This window comes from Scytonema hofmannii PCC 7110 (assembly GCF_000346485.2).
Lineage (GTDB): Bacteria > Cyanobacteriota > Cyanobacteriia > Cyanobacteriales > Nostocaceae > Scytonema > Scytonema hofmannii.
This window is the reverse complement of record NZ_KQ976354.1, coordinates 10,246,409-10,265,070: the sequence shown is the minus strand read 5'-3', so window position 1 is coordinate 10,265,070 and position 18,662 is coordinate 10,246,409. Positions and strand designations below refer to the sequence as shown.

The 18,662-nt window shown below is 42.8% G+C and carries 19 protein-coding genes; 14 read left to right on the top strand and 5 right to left on the bottom strand.

The annotated features are described in order from the left end of the window. Positions 1-369 precede the first annotated feature (369 nt). Positions 370-633, top strand: a complete 264-nt coding sequence (locus WA1_RS43395) for a DUF3146 family protein (protein WP_017748309.1) — start codon at positions 370-372, stop codon at positions 631-633. Between the two features lie 55 nt (positions 634-688). Here WA1_RS43395 and WA1_RS43390 read toward each other — a convergent pair whose 3' ends face one another. The 3 genes from WA1_RS43390 to ntcA all read right to left on the bottom strand — a co-directional run bounded on the left by WA1_RS43390 (position 689) and on the right by ntcA (position 3,472). Continuing rightward, positions 689-1,123 (bottom strand): pre-16S rRNA-processing nuclease YqgF, encoded by a 435-nt coding sequence (locus WA1_RS43390; RefSeq protein ID WP_017748308.1) that lies wholly within the window; start codon positions 1,121-1,123, stop codon positions 689-691. Between the two features lie 15 nt (positions 1,124-1,138). Next, a complete protein-coding gene (locus WA1_RS43385; RefSeq protein WP_017748307.1) occupies positions 1,139-2,650 on the bottom strand; it encodes a DUF3084 domain-containing protein in 1,512 nt (503 codons plus the stop codon). Between the two features lie 153 nt (positions 2,651-2,803). Continuing rightward, positions 2,804-3,472, bottom strand: coding sequence for a global nitrogen regulator NtcA (gene ntcA, locus WA1_RS43380; RefSeq protein WP_033336565.1), 669 nt, complete (start codon positions 3,470-3,472; stop codon positions 2,804-2,806). Between the two features lie 379 nt (positions 3,473-3,851). Here ntcA and fabI point away from each other — a divergent pair, with 379 nt between their 5' ends. The 10 genes from fabI (at position 3,852) to WA1_RS43330 (ending at position 12,933) form a co-directional block, all read left to right on the top strand. Beyond that, the gene (gene fabI, locus WA1_RS43375) at positions 3,852-4,628 is read left to right on the top strand and encodes an enoyl-ACP reductase FabI (RefSeq protein ID WP_017748305.1); all 777 of its coding nucleotides are present in this window, start codon (positions 3,852-3,854) and stop codon (positions 4,626-4,628) included. A 65-nt stretch (positions 4,629-4,693) separates the two neighbouring features. Next, positions 4,694-4,930, top strand: coding sequence for a hypothetical protein (locus WA1_RS57755; protein ID WP_017748304.1), 237 nt, complete (start codon positions 4,694-4,696; stop codon positions 4,928-4,930). After that, positions 4,927-5,901, top strand: coding sequence for an ABC transporter ATP-binding protein (locus WA1_RS43365; protein WP_017748303.1), 975 nt, complete (start codon positions 4,927-4,929; stop codon positions 5,899-5,901). Before WA1_RS57755 ends, WA1_RS43365 begins: the two co-directional genes overlap by 4 nt. A 330-nt stretch (positions 5,902-6,231) precedes the next feature. Next, positions 6,232-7,677, top strand: a complete 1,446-nt coding sequence (locus tag WA1_RS43360; protein ID WP_026135196.1) for an SLBB domain-containing protein — start codon at positions 6,232-6,234, stop codon at positions 7,675-7,677. A gap of 77 nt (positions 7,678-7,754) precedes the next feature. Continuing rightward, positions 7,755-8,273 carry a hypothetical protein gene (locus WA1_RS43355; protein ID WP_148662889.1) on the top strand — a complete coding sequence of 173 codons (519 nt, stop codon included), beginning with the start codon at positions 7,755-7,757 and terminating at the stop codon, positions 8,271-8,273. Between the two features lie 139 nt (positions 8,274-8,412). After that, positions 8,413-9,009, top strand: coding sequence for a GNAT family protein (locus WA1_RS43350; RefSeq protein WP_017748300.1), 597 nt, complete (start codon positions 8,413-8,415; stop codon positions 9,007-9,009). After that, the gene (locus WA1_RS43345; RefSeq protein WP_017748299.1) at positions 8,999-9,277 is read left to right on the top strand and encodes a hypothetical protein; all 279 of its coding nucleotides are present in this window, start codon (positions 8,999-9,001) and stop codon (positions 9,275-9,277) included. Before WA1_RS43350 ends, WA1_RS43345 begins: the two co-directional genes overlap by 11 nt. Positions 9,278-9,412: 135 nt before the next feature. Further along, positions 9,413-9,706: a hypothetical protein gene (locus WA1_RS43340; RefSeq protein WP_017748298.1), complete on the top strand. Its 294-nt coding sequence runs from the start codon at positions 9,413-9,415 to the stop codon at positions 9,704-9,706. 376 nt (positions 9,707-10,082) lie between these two features. After that, positions 10,083-11,717, top strand: a complete 1,635-nt coding sequence (locus WA1_RS43335; protein ID WP_017748297.1) for an alpha/beta hydrolase — start codon at positions 10,083-10,085, stop codon at positions 11,715-11,717. 328 nt (positions 11,718-12,045) lie between these two features. Then, on the top strand, positions 12,046-12,933 hold the full coding sequence (locus WA1_RS43330) for an SPFH domain-containing protein (RefSeq protein ID WP_017748296.1): 888 nt from the start codon (positions 12,046-12,048) through the stop codon (positions 12,931-12,933). On the opposite strand, the gene folP is transcribed toward WA1_RS43330, so the two are convergent. After that, on the bottom strand, positions 12,930-13,784 hold the full coding sequence (folP, locus tag WA1_RS43325; RefSeq protein WP_026135195.1) for a dihydropteroate synthase: 855 nt from the start codon (positions 13,782-13,784) through the stop codon (positions 12,930-12,932). The genes WA1_RS43330 and folP overlap by 4 nt on opposite strands. A 162-nt stretch (positions 13,785-13,946) precedes the next feature. Next, on the bottom strand, positions 13,947-14,672 hold the full coding sequence (gene tpiA, locus WA1_RS43320) for a triose-phosphate isomerase (protein WP_081403059.1): 726 nt from the start codon (positions 14,670-14,672) through the stop codon (positions 13,947-13,949). A 258-nt stretch (positions 14,673-14,930) separates the two neighbouring features. Here tpiA and WA1_RS43315 point away from each other — a divergent pair, with 258 nt between their 5' ends. From WA1_RS43315 to WA1_RS43305, 3 genes are all read left to right on the top strand, one after another. Beyond that, positions 14,931-16,406, top strand: a complete 1,476-nt coding sequence (locus WA1_RS43315; protein ID WP_017748293.1) for a GTP-binding protein — start codon at positions 14,931-14,933, stop codon at positions 16,404-16,406. Positions 16,407-16,607: 201 nt separating this feature from the next. Beyond that, positions 16,608-17,270, top strand: coding sequence for a hypothetical protein (locus tag WA1_RS43310; RefSeq protein ID WP_026135194.1), 663 nt, complete (start codon positions 16,608-16,610; stop codon positions 17,268-17,270). Positions 17,271-17,281: 11 nt separating this feature from the next. Then, entirely contained in the window at positions 17,282-18,610 is a 1,329-nt protein-coding gene (locus WA1_RS43305) for a four-carbon acid sugar kinase family protein (protein ID WP_017748291.1), read from the top strand. Positions 18,611-18,662: the final 52 nt, after the last annotated feature.

The window sequence follows — 18,662 nt, the reverse complement described above, 5'->3', positions numbered from 1 at the left end:
AATGGTGTGTAGAGATGATGACAATCAGTTGACAAATGGATACTATATAAAAAAATCACAAATTATTTATAAAAAATTGTATAGCAGTTTTCATCTGTATGAAGTAAACCATGTTTGGGCGCATTGCCCTGCGCCCAAACGTACCTCGATAGGAGAAGGGGGTTCCCGCGTTGAATCAACTGCGGTGCTACTCATACAAGACGGGCAAGGATAACCCGTTCCACATTCCGGAGATAATTTATTTTTTGCAGTAGAAATTGTGAACGACGATCCTGACTAGTTAACTTTAATCGTGCTGACTTACTTATGCTGAGTTAATGTAAAGCTATAAGAAGTTAGTTTTACTGTAAAACTTGACAATTAAGCGTCGTGAGTGCCAAGCGTTTACCAGAAACCACTGCCCATGTCAGGATTATCCGTCAATCCTGGCAACAAGGCTATCTCGAAGGTGAAGTCAGAGCAGGCAATTTTGAGTGGCAGTTCCAATGGCATTTCCATCGCGGGGAACTTGCTGTCAAGCCTTCTCAGGGACGTGCTTTAATTAAAGAACCGTTGGGTCGCTTTTTAGAGCAACGAGACTACCAACTCGAACCGGGCGGAGACTATGCTTTCACGATTCGAGCAGAATTGTAAATGATGAATGATGAATGATGAATGATGAATTTGTGAACCTTCAATTCATCATCCATCATTTCGTCAGCCGATTTAAGTATCTTTCAATCAGCAGGATGGCAACAATGTCATCTATTGGTCTAGGGGGTTGTCTCATACCACGGGGTAGCAATCTTGTCAATCCTCTAGGAGGGTACATTAGCCAATAGCGATCGCGTGCTTCTAAAGTGGTGTATCTCTCATCTATTAAGATAATGTTTAATGAATCTGTTAATTCTTGATAAAGTTGTTGTTTCCAACGCTTAGCTGTTGTTTGGTCTCCCATAACCAATAAGGAAATGGGATACTTTTGTCGCAGCGATAAAATAGCAGCGATCGCACCATCGGAGGGGACAACTTCGTGATAGTAAATTTGCCTATCTACGCCCATAACAGCTAAACCACACTTATCTCGACCTGGATCGAAGCCCAAAATGACTGGTTGCGTTGGTGAAAATTCAGGAATAGTCATTGGTCATGTGTTGATTTAAGTACTAAAAACAACTTGCCCGTTCTGAATTGCTATCAGTTTTACTTTGAGTGGTCCTGCCGTGAACGTGTCCTCTGCTGCAACAGCTTTAATATCTAATGGCAAATTATACTGCCTCAATTGGGTAATAAAGCGGTAAAATGTACTATCTATTTGAATACTGTCTAATATTCCAGCATTACGGGCGCGAAATTGCGAAGCCGAAATTAATAATTCTAGTCGCTGCCTTAATTGATAGGCTGTCATTTTTTGGGGATCGGCTGTTGTGGCAGCTAATACCTCACCTCCTGTAAAGACTTTTTGATTAAGCGTGGCATCGGCAAAAAATTGAATACCATTTTCTCCTCTAACGTAGTTACCAGCGCTAAACACTCGTACTACATATTCTCGACCATCTTTAATTTGCTGGCTGAGTTGCTCAATTTGCTCTTTAGTAACAAATAATATCTGTGAATTTTCTGTGTTTGTACCGGGTTCAGTGAGTCTGAGGTTAGCAGTTCGATTGGCTTCTTGTAACAGTTGAACGATCGCCTGACGCGCAGCTGGTGGTTGTTCAATCCGAACAACTCCAGAGGCGAGAACTTGACCTCGAACTAAGGCAAGTTTTCCCAAACGCAGTTCGCGATAGGACTGGTAGAATTTTTCCAGCCTTGCAACTTCCTGTTCTAGTTCATTCTGTTGTGTTTCCAGGTCTTTGAGGCGAAACTCTCTTTGAGCAATGACTTTTTCTCGTTCCGCAATGGCTTGGTTGCGTTCTTGAATGAGCCGATCTAGGTCATTAATTTTTTTGTCTCGCTGTTGAATAACCTCCTGTCGGTTAGCCAGTTCGCGATCGCGCTTTTCAATAGCTTCTTGAGCTTGGGCGATCGCTCTTTTTGCCTCGGCAAACAATTTTTGCCGCCCTATCTTAAGTTTTTCTACTTCTGCCAACAGCTTTTTTTTCTCAACATCAACGTTTCGCAGTTCAGCTACGGTTTGTTTGTAGCGTGCAACGACTTGATCCAGTTGAGTTTCCGTATTTTGGAGTTGAGCTTGAATTTGAGCTTGTTGACTGAGAGTGCGGCTGAGTTGTTCTGTCGTGCGATTCAGTTGGTTTTGCGTTGCTTGTTGTTTGGCATTTGCCTCCTTTAATGACTCATTGGTTTTTTGCAAACGTTCTTCTTTCTCTTGTTGTTCTTTTCTAGCTTGCTCTAGTTCTTTCCGCGTGACATCCAGTTGTTGAGTTGTGGATTCAAGACTTTCGCGCTTGCGACGAAGGTCTTTTTGTATATCCTCTAACTCAAACACTCCTTTGCGCAACCCTTCGTCAGCAGCAAACAAAATTGCCAGAGTTGATGCCGAGACTAAAGTTCCTGTAAGAATAGTAACCAGTACTGCTGTATTTTTAGGACGCAGATTGAAAAGTGAGAGTCGCGCCTTGCCAACTCGGGTACCGATACGGTCTCCCACTGTGGCGATCGCGCCTCCCAAAATTAATATTGCCAATATTAGGATGTACCCGGTGGTCATCTTTAAGCTACCGACGAAATCCTTCCAGATACAGCCTACTACTTCCAGCCATCATCTGTGGAGAAATTAGAGGAGAGTGTTGAGTTTTTAAGAGAGCTTTAAGCATAGCTACAGAGTTGCTTCTAACGAATTGACTCAACACTCAGAACTCTTTTAGGTGAATTGCCGACTTAAAGTAACGGGCTTGTGGACAGTAATCTTTTTCTTATGAATGGAAATCATCTTTTTCTCGCGCAGGTCACCTAGTAGCCTGGTTACGGTAACGCGAGTCGAACCAATTGCTTCCGCTATTGCTTGATGAGATAGCTTCAAATCAATTGTGATTCCATCGGCACAAGGAACGCCAAAATCACGACAGAGAATTAATAAAAAACTCACCAATCGCGAACCCATATCTCGGTGAGCAAGGGTTTCAATCATCATCTCTGTTTGTAAAATTCGCGAAGACAGTCCGCGCAGCATTAACATCGACAATTCTGGGTTTTCCTTGAGTGCTTGCTCCACCTGTTCAATTGGAGCTGACAGTAGTTCAACAGGTGTAAAAGCAACTGCATGGTAAAACCTATCTGATTTGTTTCCTGTTAGCAAGGACAAAACGCCAAAAACACTATTTTCCCGAAGTAGTGCTACGGTTATTTCTTCTCCTGCCTCGTACACCCTGGAGAGTTTAACGGCTCCTTTCAATAAGAAATACACTCGTTCGGCAGGATCGCCAGGGAAAAAGATGGTTTTATTTCGTTCAAACGTCTCCACAACAGGAGGAAAAGCTCCTGTTGCCATCTGACGAAAAACGTTTGCTAGGGCCTTATCTTGTGTCATCATCTCCCTTCCCCTACCCAATGCCGGAAAAATTAAAACTAATTCCCTAAGAATACACCCGAAAAATCAAGAACACATTGTCAACCTTTTTGTTCTTTCCTATACTTATCCTCTGGTGCTCATAGTTAATTGTTCCTCATGATACATAATTTTTCCTGTTTAGATCTAGTACTTTTTAATAGTTAATTACAAAAGTTTTTGTAAAACAGTTTTTTAGAAAAAACCCGAAGATATATTGAGATTTCCCGAAGCTTTCAGTAACAATTTTCTGGTAGCTAACAGGTACCCGGATCATGATAATTACTAATACTGCTCAAAACTCCAGACAACTAGCGTCAGATTCTAGTATGCTCAAGCATGAAAGTTCACATTAAGAATTAATATGCTTGACCTGACAGGAAAAAAAGCTATTGTAACAGGAATTGCAAACAACCGATCCATTGCCTGGGGGATCGCCCAACAACTGCATAAAGCAGGAGCAAATCTGGGGATTACTTACTTACCAGATGAAAAAGGCAAAATGGAAAAGAAAGTTGCAGAACTGGTAGAACCCCTCAACCCCAGCTTGTTTCTTCCTTGTGATGTCCAAAATGACGAGCAGGTTAAGTCAACCTTTGAAGAAATCCAGCAAAAGTGGGGGAAGCTAGATATCCTCATCCATTGTCTAGCGTTTGCCAGTAAAGATGACCTGACTGGAGACTTCAGTAACACCTCTCGTTCTGGCTTTAATCTGGCAATGGAAGTGAGTACTTACTCTCTAGTACAGCTAGCAGGGATCGCTAAACCTTTGATGACTGAGGGAGGAAGTATTGTCACTCTCTCTTACCTGGGTGGTGTACGAGCAATTCCCAACTACAATGTCATGGGAGTTGCCAAAGCAGGGTTGGAAGCTTGCGTGCGCTACCTTGCGGCTGAAATGGGTTCTGCCAATATTCGGGTAAACGCCATATCCGCCGGTCCTATTCGTACCCTCGCCTCTAGTGCGGTAGGAGGTATTCTGGACATGATTCACCATGTAGAGAAAGTTGCGCCTTTAAAACGCACTGTTACTCAACTGGAAGTAGGCAATGCAGCCGCTTTTTTATGTAGCGACTTGTCTAGCGGAATTACCGGGCAAGTTCTGTACGTCGATGCAGGGTATGAAATCATGGGCATGTAAGGATAAAGAACAGTGACCAGTGACCAGTGACCAGTGACCAGTCAATTGGTTGGTTACCTTGATTGGTGTCAATTTACCTAATTGTGTATTTACCATTAGAGATTGGTCATTGGCAAATGGCTCTGACCCCTAACTTGGGGGATTGGGTATTGGGAATTGGGTATTGGGGAAATGATGAATATTCAATACCTCTTTCTGGTCACTGGTCACTGGTCACTGGTCACTGGTCAATGTTATTATTGAGAGTCAACTGGGTAACCTATAGATTAAACCGTATTGTTGTTGCCCGAAGCAAAAGATGAAGTCTGTTGCAGACGCCCCAAATTCTGAACTGAATACACGTGACAGTCCGCCAGTTGTTCTAACCTCTGAGTTGCGAAAGGTTTATCGCACTGGCTTTTTTATGAATCAAAAAGTCGTCTCCCTCAAAAATTGTTCTTTAAAAGTTTACAAGGGAGAAACTTTTGGGCTGTTAGGACCAAATGGTGCTGGTAAAACAACACTGTTGAAATTGTTACTGGGAATTATCCGTCCAACATCAGGACGGGGACTGCTTTTGGGCAAGCCAATTGGAGACCGTGGTGTTAAAGAACGCATCGGTTATTTACCAGAAAATCCTTATTTGTATGACTATCTCACGGGTTGGGAATTTTTACAGCTAGTCGCTGGGCTATTTCAAATTCCTAAAAAAGTTCAACGCCAACGCATTCCTCAATTACTTGAATTGGTGGGTTTGCCTCAATCTGATGCCCGCAAAAAACTCCTGCGACGTTATTCAAAAGGAATGTTACAACGTGTCGGGATGGCACAAGCACTCATCAACGATCCGGAACTGGTATTCTTGGATGAACCAATGTCAGGGCTTGACCCTGTGGGACGCTACCAAATGAGAGAGATTATCCTATCGCTGAAAGGGGCAGGTAAAACAATTTTTTTCAACAGTCATGTTCTTAGCGAAGTGGAACAAATTTGCGATCGCGTTGCCATTCTTGCCCAAGGTGAACTGATTTGTTCTGGGTCTCTCAATGAACTTTTAGGAACAACTGACGTATATTCTGTGAAAGGACATGGTGGAGACTGGGAAATTATCGAAAAATGGGTCAGTAATTTGGAATTCCAACCAGATGGCTCGTGGCAAGGGGAACTCAATGGAGATTATTATGATTTTTTGGCGAGCCTTCGTTTGATGGGCGGGCAATTAATAGCCATGAATTTATCACGTCCATCTTTAGAAAAGTTTTTTGTGCAACAAATTCAAAACCTCAAAAATTAGTAAACAGCTAACAGAAATTTTTTATCGATAAGGGCTTTCTCACTTAATACGCTTTGCTACCTGTTTTTACTTTTTATACTTATCGTGCTTGTAAAAATGCCCCTCCCCAATGACATCAGTGCCACATATATTTACGCGAAATTTACATTGGATGAAGTTGAGCTTTAAGTGAATTTTAAAGAAAATTTAAATATATTAAATAATTCCCTTCCGGAAGGATAATTTAATTGAAGAATGTGTGAACATCAGGGAACTAGAATACGTAAAAAGGGTCAATCAGGCTAAAAATGTTTAGACAGTATGTAATTGTATAGTAGTCTCAGGTAAGCAATGCATAATACGAGTGTGGTGAAATTGCTCGCCCATCCAGTTATGGGTGTGGTGTTATTAACATCTGTAAGTATCGCGATTCCAAACGTTAGTTTAGCGCAAAGGCAGCCTGCGTCAAGAACGACACAGGTAGACACAAACTACACGCTAGGAGGCGGCGATCGCATTAGAGTGAGTGTATTTGAAGTTCCCGAATACTCAGGCGAGTACCAAGTTCCACCCGGTGGAGCAGTTAACTTACCTTTGATTGGTAGTGTCAACGTTCTGGGATTAACAACAGAACAATCTGCTGACTTAATTGCTCAGAGATACTCTCGCTATCTAAAACGTCCTATTATTTCAGTTAACCTATTATCACCTCGTCCCATTAACGTCTTTGTGGCTGGAGAAGTCACGCGTCCGGGAGCTTATACTCTCAGCTTGTCAGGAGGCGCGGGAGACAATCCTGGGGTACAATACCCAACAGTACTCGCTGCACTCACCACCGCTCAGGGTGTAACCTTGAGTGCCGATGTAAGTAGAGTAGAATTGCGGCGCAAACTCGGAAGAGGACCAGAGCAAGTCACCAGTCTCAATTTGGATGAACTCAGACGCACCGGAAGGTTACCTCAAGATATTACCTTACGGGATGGCGATACCATTTACGTACCCACTGCAAGAACTCTAGACTTAGCAAATGCACGTAATTTAGCCGCATCTAGTTTTGCTGCCGATCCCACAAGACCCCGTACAGTAGCAATCATTGGTGAAGTTTATCGTCCTGGGTCATATCTAGTCACTCAAGGTGCTACAGAAGGTGGTAGCAACGCTCAAACCAATGCACCTAGTATTACAGGTCTACCAACACTGACACGAGCAATTCAGCAAGCTGGAGGAATTACACCACAAGCTGATGTTCGTAATGTCATCATCCGCCGACCCACAAGAACTGGAACAGAACAATCTATAAATGTTAACCTGTGGCAACTGTTGCAGAGCGGCGATATCAATCAGGACATCATTGTACAAGACGGAGACACAGTTGTTATCCCAACAGCAACTGAAATCAACCGGGCAGAAGCAACACAATTAGCGACAACAACTTTATCTCCCACACGCATACAAGTGGGTGTTGTCGGTGAAGTGAAAAAACCGGGACAAATAGACCTTCAGCCCAACAGCACCTTAAACCAAGCGTTACTGTCAGCAGGTGGATTTAATGACGCAAGAGCTAGTAGTAAAGCTGTAGATTTGGTTCGCTTGAATCCCGACGGTTCTGTAACCAAACGTCAAGTCAAGGTAGATTTTAAAGCAGGAATTAATGAAGACACAAACCCCATACTCCGTAATAATGATGTTGTGGTAGTTTACCGTTCTGGTGGAGCCAAGGCTGGCGACACCGCAGGGTTGGTTATCAATCCTCTAGGTGGTCTCATAGGTATTGTTAGGGCTTTATTCGGACTCTAGAAGTATTACCAGATCCAGTTTTTTTAACCCCCTTAGCCCGCTTGTGCGGGCTTTATTTGTTAACAAGAGGAACAATTATGAGAATTAACTTATTCCCGATGGCTGGTAAAGGTATTACTTCTGATGCATATAACTTAATAAAAATTCTTCAAAAATACCAAGAACAGTTTTATGTTTTACTGTGGCTGCAAAATCGAAGCGATTTAGGTGTCGATTCTGGAGTCGCTTCATTTATTGCTCTTTTTAAAGAACCCAATTCCATCTGTTTATTTACGGGTGCAGTCAGTGATATGGTCACAATGCCTTCACCCCCTAAATACACAGATGAGGGTAGTGGTGGTTATGATGCGATCGTGAAATTTATTCACTCTCTTGACTGGGTGAAAAAACGGACTCTCAGAATTGACCCAGAAGATGTTCTTGATGGTGCTACCATTCGCACTCAAGATTTATGGGAGGAATTATGTACCCAGTCTGAGGATTATCGAACAGTGACACAGCGCGTGGCTGCTTATGAAGAACTTATTTTAGAAATCTCTACTAATAAATCTGGAATGTTATTTCTAGAAGAAACTTTTTTGAATGAAGAAGAGTGATAAGCGATACTTTGCTTTATGGTGTGTAGTAGCGCTTTAGCGCATGCACCGCCACTACACACCAATAACCTTTCACTATCCTTTTAACTTAGAAAAATTTTAGACCTATATTAGATTGGTATTTGAAACTGGTAAATTAATGGTTCATCAGACAATTCAACTCTTACAAGTTCGAGATAACCAATACGTTGATGCAATTTTGGTTACCCTAACGAATAAACACTTAGAAGACTTTGAACGCTTCTGGAAGCCACAATTACGAGTTTCAGGCGAAGAAGACAAATTCTGGGATTGGGAAATGAAAAACCGCGTGTATGCAACCAGTACCAATTATGAAAGTTACGCGATTGAGTGTGAACAGATCGCGCAGGGGCTAATGCTGATTGAAACTCGTGTTCATCGCTCTTGGTTTGAATCGAATCGAAGACTCGTCTATGTTCATTCGTTAGCTACTGCTCCTTGGAATCGCTTAAGTATACAAACGCCTGTTAAGTATCGCTTGGTTGGCGCTACACTGTTGGAATTTGCTATGTATCGCAGCTTGGAGTTGGGGTATGGAGGATTAGTCGGACTTCATGCTCTTCCAGGAGCAGAAGGATTTTATCATAGAATGGGTATGATTGACTGTGGCTTAGATGCCGAAAAGGAGAATTTGACGTATTTTGAATGGTATCAGCGACAGAGATCTGAGTTTAATGAACAAGATGAGTTTTTGGGAGAGAGTAATGGAATTTAAATTGAGTGCAGCTCGGCTAAAAGAATTAGCTCAGATTGAGGAAGAAGCCAATTGTGATATTGGAGTCGGGTTTGACTGGGGACAAAAACTTGGGGACTACTTATTATCCACCCATTATTTAATAGACCAAGCCAAACTGATAACAATGTTACACGAAGGATTGGGAAATGTTTTATCCACACAAGAGCTAGAAGAGTTGGCAATTCGTTTCCAAGAAGACTTACGCAATCGAGTTGTTGCTAAATTACAGTCTATTGAATCTGTCTAGTGGTTTGATTCTGCGGACTTTATAAGTATACCATTTGAATTAGTTCCCGGAACTTCTCTGCACTACTATTTAGTTAACTTTGATCCTTTAGGTAACGAACGGAATGAGGCGGATGGCAAGAGCGATCAACTTGATGTGCAATATGCGGTTGGGCGTATTTACTTCGATACACTCGAAGAGTACGCCTACTATGCTCAAAGCGTTGTCCGAGCCGAGACGGGGCAAATAGAGCGTCCCCGTCAAGTTAGTTTTTGGGGTACTTGCCATTGGAATGATCCGGCAACGCAACGAAGTTCGGAGAAATTAATCAAACCCCTGTCAGAATGGCTTCGTGAGAATGTACTTGACTGGCAACGTCTGACGCTACTTGCTGACATCTCCAGTACCAATTCCAGGGCTTGGTTTAAGCGATCGAACAAGCCCTTTTGATGTAAATTCTACCTAGGATGAATAGTAACGAAAAATCATTTAATTATCTACTCTGACAGTATTATTTATGTCCAGTGTTGAGTCTTATCTACTTATGTGAAGACTCTCTTAATTTTTAGATGTAAGGGCGCAACGCCTTGCGCCCCTACCAAGACTTTCGGATAATGCATAATTACAGCAGTTTTCACCTAAATGAACCACACCGTTGGTAGGGGCGCAATGCCTTGCGCCCCTACGGCTGTGGTCTATTTACCTGAAAACGGCTGTAATTTCTGGAGATGTCTAGCAAGATTGCTTAAATGAAACTGTAGTTGACAGAATAACGTCATTCATAAATGCGTTATCAATAACTCATGACCAATGACTCGCGATCCATATGCAATTTCTAGTTAGCAAACGTCCACCCAAAGCATCCTGGTTAAAAGGATTGTTATGCAGCTTGACCCTGGCTTTTAGTTGGGGTACAGGAATTTCTTCTACTTTAGCAGCAGAAACAGTGACCATTCGCTTGGGTCCTTTTCAGCAGTCAGTGGCGATCGCAGACTTGGAAAAGTTTGCTAAAACTGGTAAATTGCCGTCAGGGCTGGAAGTTTTGTCACCCTTCTTCACATCAGAAATCCGAGAGTTCTTGACCAAGCGTTTTACTGTAGATCCAGCTTTTGCCGATAAATTTGTTGAAGAAATGCGGCAAACACCAATAGGTAAGCAAATCATATCATCCTTGGGAGCGGCGATTCCGGGCAGCACAGTCGATACCATTCAAGTAGCCCTCAACATCGCACTTAAACAAGTCAATGGTTTGAGTCCGCTTGGTTTCCTACGAGCTTACCCACAGGAAAATGTGACAGTGGACGCAACTCAAGTCATTGGTTTAGCCGTTGAGCTTAACCCCAGTCACATACAAAGTCAAGCCCTGGGTCTTTTATTGGAACGGGAGTTATCTGCTAAAAGTAATACACCTTTTAAAGCGGCCTTCGATCCATCTATAGTGGGTAATGAAGCTGTACAGGAACAAACTCTGAATTTTTATGACCGACAGCGCAACCGCACATTACCTATCGATGTTTATTGGAGTAGGGGTAATGCTAAAAATCCTTTGGTTGTTCTTTCCCACGGTTTTGGTTCCAATCGAAGATCCTTGAGATATTTGGCACAACATCTTGCTTCTCATGGTATAACAGTCGTTGCTATTGAGCATCCTGGTAGCAACGCAATGTCAGTCAATAAAGCGAACGATGCTGCTAATTTAGGAAAACTGCTACCACCAACCGAATTTATCGATCGCCCACGTGATGTGAGTTTTGTCCTTGATGAACTCGCAAAACTCAATACTCCATCGGGAGAACTTCAAGGAAAGTTTAACACGGAGAAAGTCTCTATCATCGGGCATTCTTTGGGAGGTTATACTGCTTTGGCTTTGGTAACCCCAGAGGTGAACTTGGAAGATTTGCGGAAATTCTGTAAAGATTCTCTCAATTTTGACAAATCTCCTGGTGATTGGTTGCAGTGTTCTGCTGCTTCGTTACGAGATAAAAAACTCCGATTGCAAGATAAGCGAGTGAGTCAGGCGATCGCTCTCAATCCCGTCATTGGTGAAATCTTCGGGAAAAAAGGTCTAACTCAAATTACCCAACCAGTCCTCATCTTAGCAGGAACCGAAGATGCTATCACCCCAGCACTCAAGCATCAGATAGCACCTTTTAATCAATTACAGAGCGAGAAATATTTGTTAACTGCCATTGGAGGGACTCATTTAAGTATTAGCGATCCCGCAAGTGCAGCCTACTCTATAGTCAAAGAAAAACGAGGTGAAGAAGTCCGATCCCTGCGACGATTGACACAGGGTGCTAGTTTAGCATTTGTTAAACAACTCACACCAGAAGCAAAAACTTATCGAGAATTTTTGTCCCCAGCTTACGCACAGTTTCTTTCTACTCCTGAGTTGCCAATAAGTCTTGTTTCTGAATTGCCAACCAGTCTCAAACCTTGGGTGGAAGGGAGTAGGGAGTAGAGTTACCACTCCCTTATTAAGTAAAGTTACGGACAAAAAAAATACTTGCAAGCGTAACCACTTAGTGATTTAATAGCGGTGTTCTACAGCTAGGACTTGACCTCATCGGCTTTGAAGTGCTTTTAGATCCCCGACTTCTTCGAGAAGTCGGGGATCTAGACCAACTTTAGTCGCTGTAGCTTTTTGTATCAATTAATAGGTAACACTTGCTTATTGCCGCAATTTGTGATAACTACAATACTCATTCAGGGAGATTATTCTGAATGTAGGGCATGATAGTACTGTGTCTTTATGGTAAATTCTACCAAACACTTAATTAGGAGCATACATGGAACCAATTATTGCAATAGTCTTAGTGCTGATAGGGTACGCATTAGGATCTGCAAAACTGATAAATCAGGGGAATGAAGCCTTAGTCGAACGCCTAGGGAAGTCTCACCGAACACTCAATCCGGGTTTGAATTTTATTGTGCCTTTAATCGATCAGATTGTGATGGAGGACACAACACGAGAGCAGTTTTTAGACATCAAACCTCAAAATATTATAACTAGCGATAACGTATATTTAGAAGTTGATGCTGTGGTCTTCTGGAAGATCGCAAACATGAGAGACAGCTACTATAATGTGGACGATCTTCAAGGCGCTCTCACTCAGCTAGCTACAACGACTCTCCGAGAAGTCATTGCTCAGAAAAGCTTGCAGGAGGCTAACGCTTCTGGAACTCAGATGCGTGACGATATTAAGAAGAAGTTAACTGAGGCGGTGAAAGAGGTGAAAGAGGTGCAACAGGGGAAGGAGGTAGTCATAAAGCAAGATTGGGGAGTTGAGATTATAAGAGTAGATATTCAAAGGATTACACCCCCAGAAAACGTCCAGAAGTCAATGGAAGAACAGAAAGCAGCTGAAATTAGGAGTCAAGCTGCGGTTAAGGAAGCAGAAGGAGCACGCAAAGCTGCTGAAGAAAAAGCTGAAGGAACCAGAAAATCTATGGAAATCATCTCTACAGCCTTGCGTAACCATTCAGAAAGTAAAGAAATCTTGCGTTATCTTGTCGCTCAAGATTACATCAATGCTAGCTACAGACTAGGAGAAAGCGAGAATGCCAAAGTTGTCTTCGTCGATCCGGGGAAAGGTGGCGAAATGATGGATTTGATTTCTGAGAGTCTCAATGATGACGGGGGCAAAAAAGGTGAAAATGGAAATGGTTCGACCTAGAGTAAATTGGGCGGCGATAGTCGAAAGATAGCATCAGCAACCAACGACACATCCCGCATCTCCGTAACATCATGAACTCGGAGAAGATCGGCACCACTAAAGATGGCAGCACAACACGCCGCAGCCGTTCCCCAAACTCTTGCTTTTGGATCTGGTTGGTTGAGAATTCGACCAATGAAACTTTTACGGGAAGGTCCTACTAAGATAGGGCAGTTAAGTTGACGCAATTCCGGTAAGCGGCGAAAAATTTTTAAATTGTGCTCGTAGTTTTTAGCAAAACCAATGCCAGGATCGATAATAATTTTTTGGCGATCGATACCAGCATCTGTTGCAGCAGCGATTTGCTGTGTCAGAAAACTTAAAATCTCCCCCATCAAATCCGGATAATCAGTCAGTTCTTGCATATTCTGTGGGTTTCCCCGGATATGCATGAGTATAACAGGCACATTGAGACTGCTTACAGTTGGCAACATTTCTGGGTCAAAGGTACCACCAGAAATGTCATTAATTATATCTGCTCCTTCTTCCACCGCAGCCTTTGCTACATCCGCTCTTGTGGTATCCACAGAAAGAGGAACTTGTAGCTCTTTTCGCAACAAGCGCAAGACGGGTAAGACACGGTCAATCTCTTCTGCCAGAGAAATTTGCTCTGCTCCAGGTCGAGTAGACTGACCTCCAATATCGATAATATCTACACCACTTGCTACCATAGCCCGCGCCTGTGCTAAAGCAGCAGGGAGCGTGTAAAAATCGCCACCATCACTAAAGCTGTCTGGAGTGACATTTAAAACACCCATTAAGTAAGTGCGCTGTCCCCACTCAAAACAGCGTTCTCGGATAATTAATACCATTTTGGATTTTGGATTGAGGACTGGGCATTGGGCATTGGGCATTGGGCATTGGGCATTGGGCATTGGGCATTGAGTATGAGTTATCACCTCTGCTCCCTCACTCCCCCCCTCCCTCACTCCCTACCCCCCTACTCCCTACTCCCTACTCCCTACTCCCTATTTTCATTGATAGTTGACAATTCGAGCAAAGCTTGCAGGTTCAAGACTTGCTCCCCCCACTAAAACCCCATCAATCTCAGGTTCAGCCATGATTTCATCTATAAGATTTGGCTTTACGGAACCGCCATACTGAATTGGTACATTGGGATTGCTCAACAAACTGCGAATTAAGCCAATGACACGATTGGCTTCCTTGCATTCACAAGTATCGCCAGTGCCAATCGCCCAAATAGGTTCATAGGCAATCACCAAATTCTCCTGATTCACATCCACCAAATCTGTTTTTATTTGGTTAGTAATCAGCGATTCTGTTTCGTCCGCATCTCGTTGTTGTTTAGTTTCACCCACACAAAGAATCGGGGTTAAACCAAAGCGTTGAGCTGCTTTGAGACGTAGATTAACGGTTTCATCCGTTTCCCCGAAATATTGCCGTCGTTCGCTATGACCGACAACAACATAGCGTACCCCAATTTCAGCCAGCATAGGTCCAGAAATTTCACCCGTGTAGGCTCCAAATTCCTCCCAATGGATATTTTGCGCTCCCAATTGTACGCGACTGCCATGTAAATTTTTTGACAAAGCGCTTAGATCGGTGAAGGGGACGCACAAAACCACCTCTCGCTCATCAGGGGTGGCGTCCAAAGCAGGCAAAAATCCTCTTAAAAAATCTTCAGATTCTGCCTGGGTTTTATACATTTTCCAGTTACCGGCAATAACTATTTTTCGCACAAGTGATTTCGTCAATATCTTACTGCTACAGATGCATTCTTCAGTTTAGGATGTTTTGTCGGTCATTTGGGGATTGGGCATTGGAAATTGATTCTCGCGTGACCCTTGATTCCCCTGACTGTGCTTCCGAAAATCACTAGGATGGTAAATAGAGTAGTATATAAAAATTTAAAATAACAACCAAAAATAAACCTACATAATTCTTAAAACTATCCGCGTCCATCAGCGTTCATCTGCGGTTCAAAACCCAAAATTGATATGACTTCAACATTGCCCACGCCCGAACCTAGTAGTAATTCACCCAGTCCAGACGACAACTCTCCCCAATGGGAAGAAGAACTTGATAGTGCCATTTTCACCTTTGAAGACATTCAAGCAGAACTCAACTACAAACAAGCACAAACAGCACTACAAAATTTGGTAGCCCATCTCGATCTCACCTCCCAAGAAAAAGAAGGGCTAGAAACAGAAATTTCTGACCTAGAAACCATGTTGGGAAAACTAGAACGCATGGTAGTCCAAATAGCAGCTTTTGGCTTGGTCGGACGTGGCAAATCCTCCTTACTTAACGCATTGGTAGGACAAACAGTCTTTGAAACCGGTCCGTTGCACGGTGTTACTCGCAATACTCAAACAGTAGACTGGAGCTTTTCTTCAGAAGAAATCGGCACAACAGAACGTGCTGTGCGAGTCACTTTACCCGGAATAGGTCAATCTCAAGTGCAATTAATTGACACTCCCGGTTTAGATGAAGTAGATGGTGATACCCGCGCAGCACTAGCAGAACAGATTGCAAAACAGGCGGATTTAATTCTGTTTGTGATTTCCGGTGATATGACTAAGGTCGAACACGAAGCCCTTTCGCAGTTGCGTGAGGTGGGTAAGCCTATTTTGCTGGTGTTTAATAAAGTAGACCAGTATCCAGAAGCAGACCGAATGGCAATTTATGAGAAAATTCGGTCTCAGAGGGTAAGAGAACTCCTTTCACCAGATGAAATTGTTATGGCAGCAGCATCACCATTAATCAGAACGATGGTTCGCCGTTCTGATGGAACTCATGGTGTACAGCTAAGGTCGGGAACTGCTCAAATAGAGGAACTCAAACTAAAAATTTTGGAAGTTCTGCAACGTGAGGGGAAAGCTTTGGTTGCTCTTAACACCATGATTTATGCTGATAATGTAAATGAACAATTGGTGCAGCGCAAGCTCAAAATTCGCGCCGAAGCCGCCAATCAACTCATTTGGAAGTCAGTTATGACAAAGGCAATTGCGATCGCACTCAATCCTGTGACGGTAGTTGATTTTTTGAGTGGAGCGGTAATTGATGTTGTCCTCATTGTGGGTTTATCCAGACTATACAGCATTCCTATGACAGAAGCAGGAGCGGTAAACTTATTAAAACAAATTGCTCTTGGCATGGGTGGCATCACAGCCAGCGAATTACTGGCAAACTTGGGTTTAAGTTCCCTCAAAACACTGCTTGGGCTATCTGCACCTGCAACTGGTGGGATTTCTTTAGGTCCCTATTTATCTGTAGCCCTGACGCAAGCAGGCGTTGCTGGCGTTTCTTCCTACGCTATAGGGCAAGTCACTAAAGCATATTTAGCCAATGGAGCATCATGGGGACCGACTGGACCGAAAGCTGTCATTAGTAAAATTTTGGCAGACCTTGATGAAAGTTCTATTCTCAATAGAATCAAGGATGAATTACGCAGCAAGGTAAAATCACAGTAGCATCATATACTTTCGTACACCAAAACAAATCAAAATTTTTCTACTCCCTACCCCCTACTCCCTACCGATTACATTGGGTATATCATTAATTACAAGGAAGCGGGCAAGATGCCCGCACCACAAGAAAATTTGGTGCATTTTTTTATTTCAAAGTTCCTATACTATAAATACGTACATGGGGGTATAACAGGAGTATAAATCTTGCAGCCAGATTTAATGGGCTTGGAAATTACGAAGGGCGAACTAAAACGCTTGATTGGGTTAGACCCAGATGACGTGTTCCGACCTTCTATTATGCAAAATCGCGAGAAGCGATTGGGTTTTCTTATAAATGAAATGATAGTGGCACTCGCTCTAACACCGATTGTTGTCGGTGGAATTTATGCGTTTATGATTTTGCCCATCTTCGGTTCCTCAATCCCTCTAGGGCTGCTCTTGTTAATTATAGTACCAGTGACTGTAGCGATCGGGCGATGGGTTTGGCGGCGTATAAGCTGTCCAAAAACACTCACAACACTTTTAGACGAAGTTGATAAGTATCATTCTGTCATCAAAGCAATAGATATTCACGACCAACTCACAACATCGGGCAATGACAGCCATTTTAACGATCGCGAGACAGCGATCGCCGCTTTGCAACTTATTAGAGAAGATTTAGTCCGGGCTTTGAAAACGGAACGAATTTTGCGAGATAATAAAAAACTGCTTGCCAACAGCCAAGAGCTATTTGTCAATAATTTAACGAATCTGCAAACCTTGCAAGTGAGCGCTCAAGCTAGCGAATACGCTCAATTTCTCAATCAATCGTTGCAAATTGCTCTTGATGTGCAAGCAGAGATCAGAAAATTGCAGTCTCCCCGGTGAGTGACACAAAGATGACCACTAAACCAAAAATTATTGTCCTGGATGACGACCCCACAGGTTCTCAAACAGTTCACAGTTGCTTACTGCTCATGCACTGGGATGTAGATACCCTGCGTTTGGGGTTACAAGAGGATTCACTTATTTTCTTTGTACTAACTAATACAAGATCTCTTCCAGCAGATCAAGCAGCATCGGTCACCAGGGAAGTTTGCCATAACTTGAAGCTAGCTATCGAAGCTGAGGAAATACACGATTTTCTGATCGTCAGTCGTTCCGACTCCACTTTGCGGGGACATTATCCAATTGAAACCGATGTTATTGCTGAAGAACTCGGTCTTTTTGATGCTCATTTCCTTGTACCAGCGTTTTTCGAGGGCGGACGTATCACTAGTGACAGCGTACATTATTTGATTGTTAATGGTGTTCCAACTCCAGTGCATGAAACTGAGTTTGCTCGTGATTCAGTTTTTGCCTACCATCACAGTTATTTACCCAAGTATGTGGAAGAAAAAACTACTGGACGTATTCGTGAGGAATCAGTAGAACGCTTTTTACTTGCGGATATTCGATCTGGAAGTTTGAAACGCTTAATGCAACTCAGTCACAATCAGTGTGCTGTTGTGGATGGAGAAACTCAAGCAGATCTTAACCGCTTTGCACAAGACGTACTAGCCGCAGCAAGTCAAGGAAAAAGATTTTTGTTTCGCAGCGCTGCCAGTATCTTAACAGCTTTGGCAGGATTGCCACCCCAACCTATTGCAGCAGAAAATATGGCACAGTATGTCAGAGGGGGTAATCCTGGTGCAGTCATCGTAGGTTCCCACGTCAAGAAAACAACCGAGCAATTAAAGATGCTGTTACAAGAAGAGGGAACAGTGGGTATAGAAGTTGATGTTGCCCAGTTGGTTAATGCTAGTGTAGATGAATCTGCTACACTGCTAACCAAGGTTGTTGATAGTGTTCAAGCAGTACACGATGCTCGCAAAACACCAGTGATTTATACCAGCCGTCAAGAGCTAACATTTGAAAACGTGGAAACTAGATTGCAATTTGGTCTGAAAGTTTCAGCTTTATTGATGGATATTGTACGGCATCTACCATCAGATATTGGATTTTTAATTAGCAAGGGTGGCATTACTTCTAACGATGTTTTAAGTACTGGTTTAGCTTTGACTTCAGCACGATTACTCGGCCAAATTCTCGCTGGTTGTTCAATAGTCAAAACTCCATTAGACCATCCTCAGTTTCCCGAATTACCAGTGGTATTATTTCCTGGAAATGTGGGCGATGCCCATGCTTTAGCAACGGTGTATCAAAGGTTAAAAGTGGTTAGTGGTTAGTAGATAGTCGTTAGTCGTTAGTCGTTCTTTACCACTAAAAACTAACAACTAA

Excerpts from the sequence above, each read along its gene's own strand:
- WA1_RS43345 (WP_017748299.1), top strand. The coding sequence starts at position 8,999 with ATGGAATTTAAATTGAGTGCAGCTCGGCTAAAAGAATTAGCTCAGATT.
- WA1_RS43390 (WP_017748308.1), bottom strand. The coding sequence starts at position 1,123 with ATGACTATTCCTGAATTTTCACCAACGCAACCAGTCATTTTGGGCTTC.
- WA1_RS43365 (WP_017748303.1), top strand. The coding sequence starts at position 4,927 with ATGAAGTCTGTTGCAGACGCCCCAAATTCTGAACTGAATACACGTGAC.
- WA1_RS43335 (WP_017748297.1), top strand. The coding sequence starts at position 10,083 with ATGCAATTTCTAGTTAGCAAACGTCCACCCAAAGCATCCTGGTTAAAA.
- WA1_RS43360 (WP_026135196.1), top strand. The coding sequence starts at position 6,232 with ATGCATAATACGAGTGTGGTGAAATTGCTCGCCCATCCAGTTATGGGT.
- WA1_RS43385 (WP_017748307.1), bottom strand. The coding sequence starts at position 2,650 with ATGACCACCGGGTACATCCTAATATTGGCAATATTAATTTTGGGAGGC.
- WA1_RS43315 (WP_017748293.1), top strand. The coding sequence starts at position 14,931 with ATGACTTCAACATTGCCCACGCCCGAACCTAGTAGTAATTCACCCAGT.
- ntcA (WP_033336565.1), bottom strand. The coding sequence starts at position 3,472 with ATGATGACACAAGATAAGGCCCTAGCAAACGTTTTTCGTCAGATGGCA.
- fabI (WP_017748305.1), top strand. The coding sequence starts at position 3,852 with ATGCTTGACCTGACAGGAAAAAAAGCTATTGTAACAGGAATTGCAAAC.
- WA1_RS43355 (WP_148662889.1), top strand. The coding sequence starts at position 7,755 with ATGAGAATTAACTTATTCCCGATGGCTGGTAAAGGTATTACTTCTGAT.
- WA1_RS43330 (WP_017748296.1), top strand. The coding sequence starts at position 12,046 with ATGGAACCAATTATTGCAATAGTCTTAGTGCTGATAGGGTACGCATTA.
- WA1_RS43305 (WP_017748291.1), top strand. The coding sequence starts at position 17,282 with ATGACCACTAAACCAAAAATTATTGTCCTGGATGACGACCCCACAGGT.
- folP (WP_026135195.1), bottom strand. The coding sequence starts at position 13,784 with ATGGTATTAATTATCCGAGAACGCTGTTTTGAGTGGGGACAGCGCACT.
- WA1_RS43350 (WP_017748300.1), top strand. The coding sequence starts at position 8,413 with ATGGTTCATCAGACAATTCAACTCTTACAAGTTCGAGATAACCAATAC.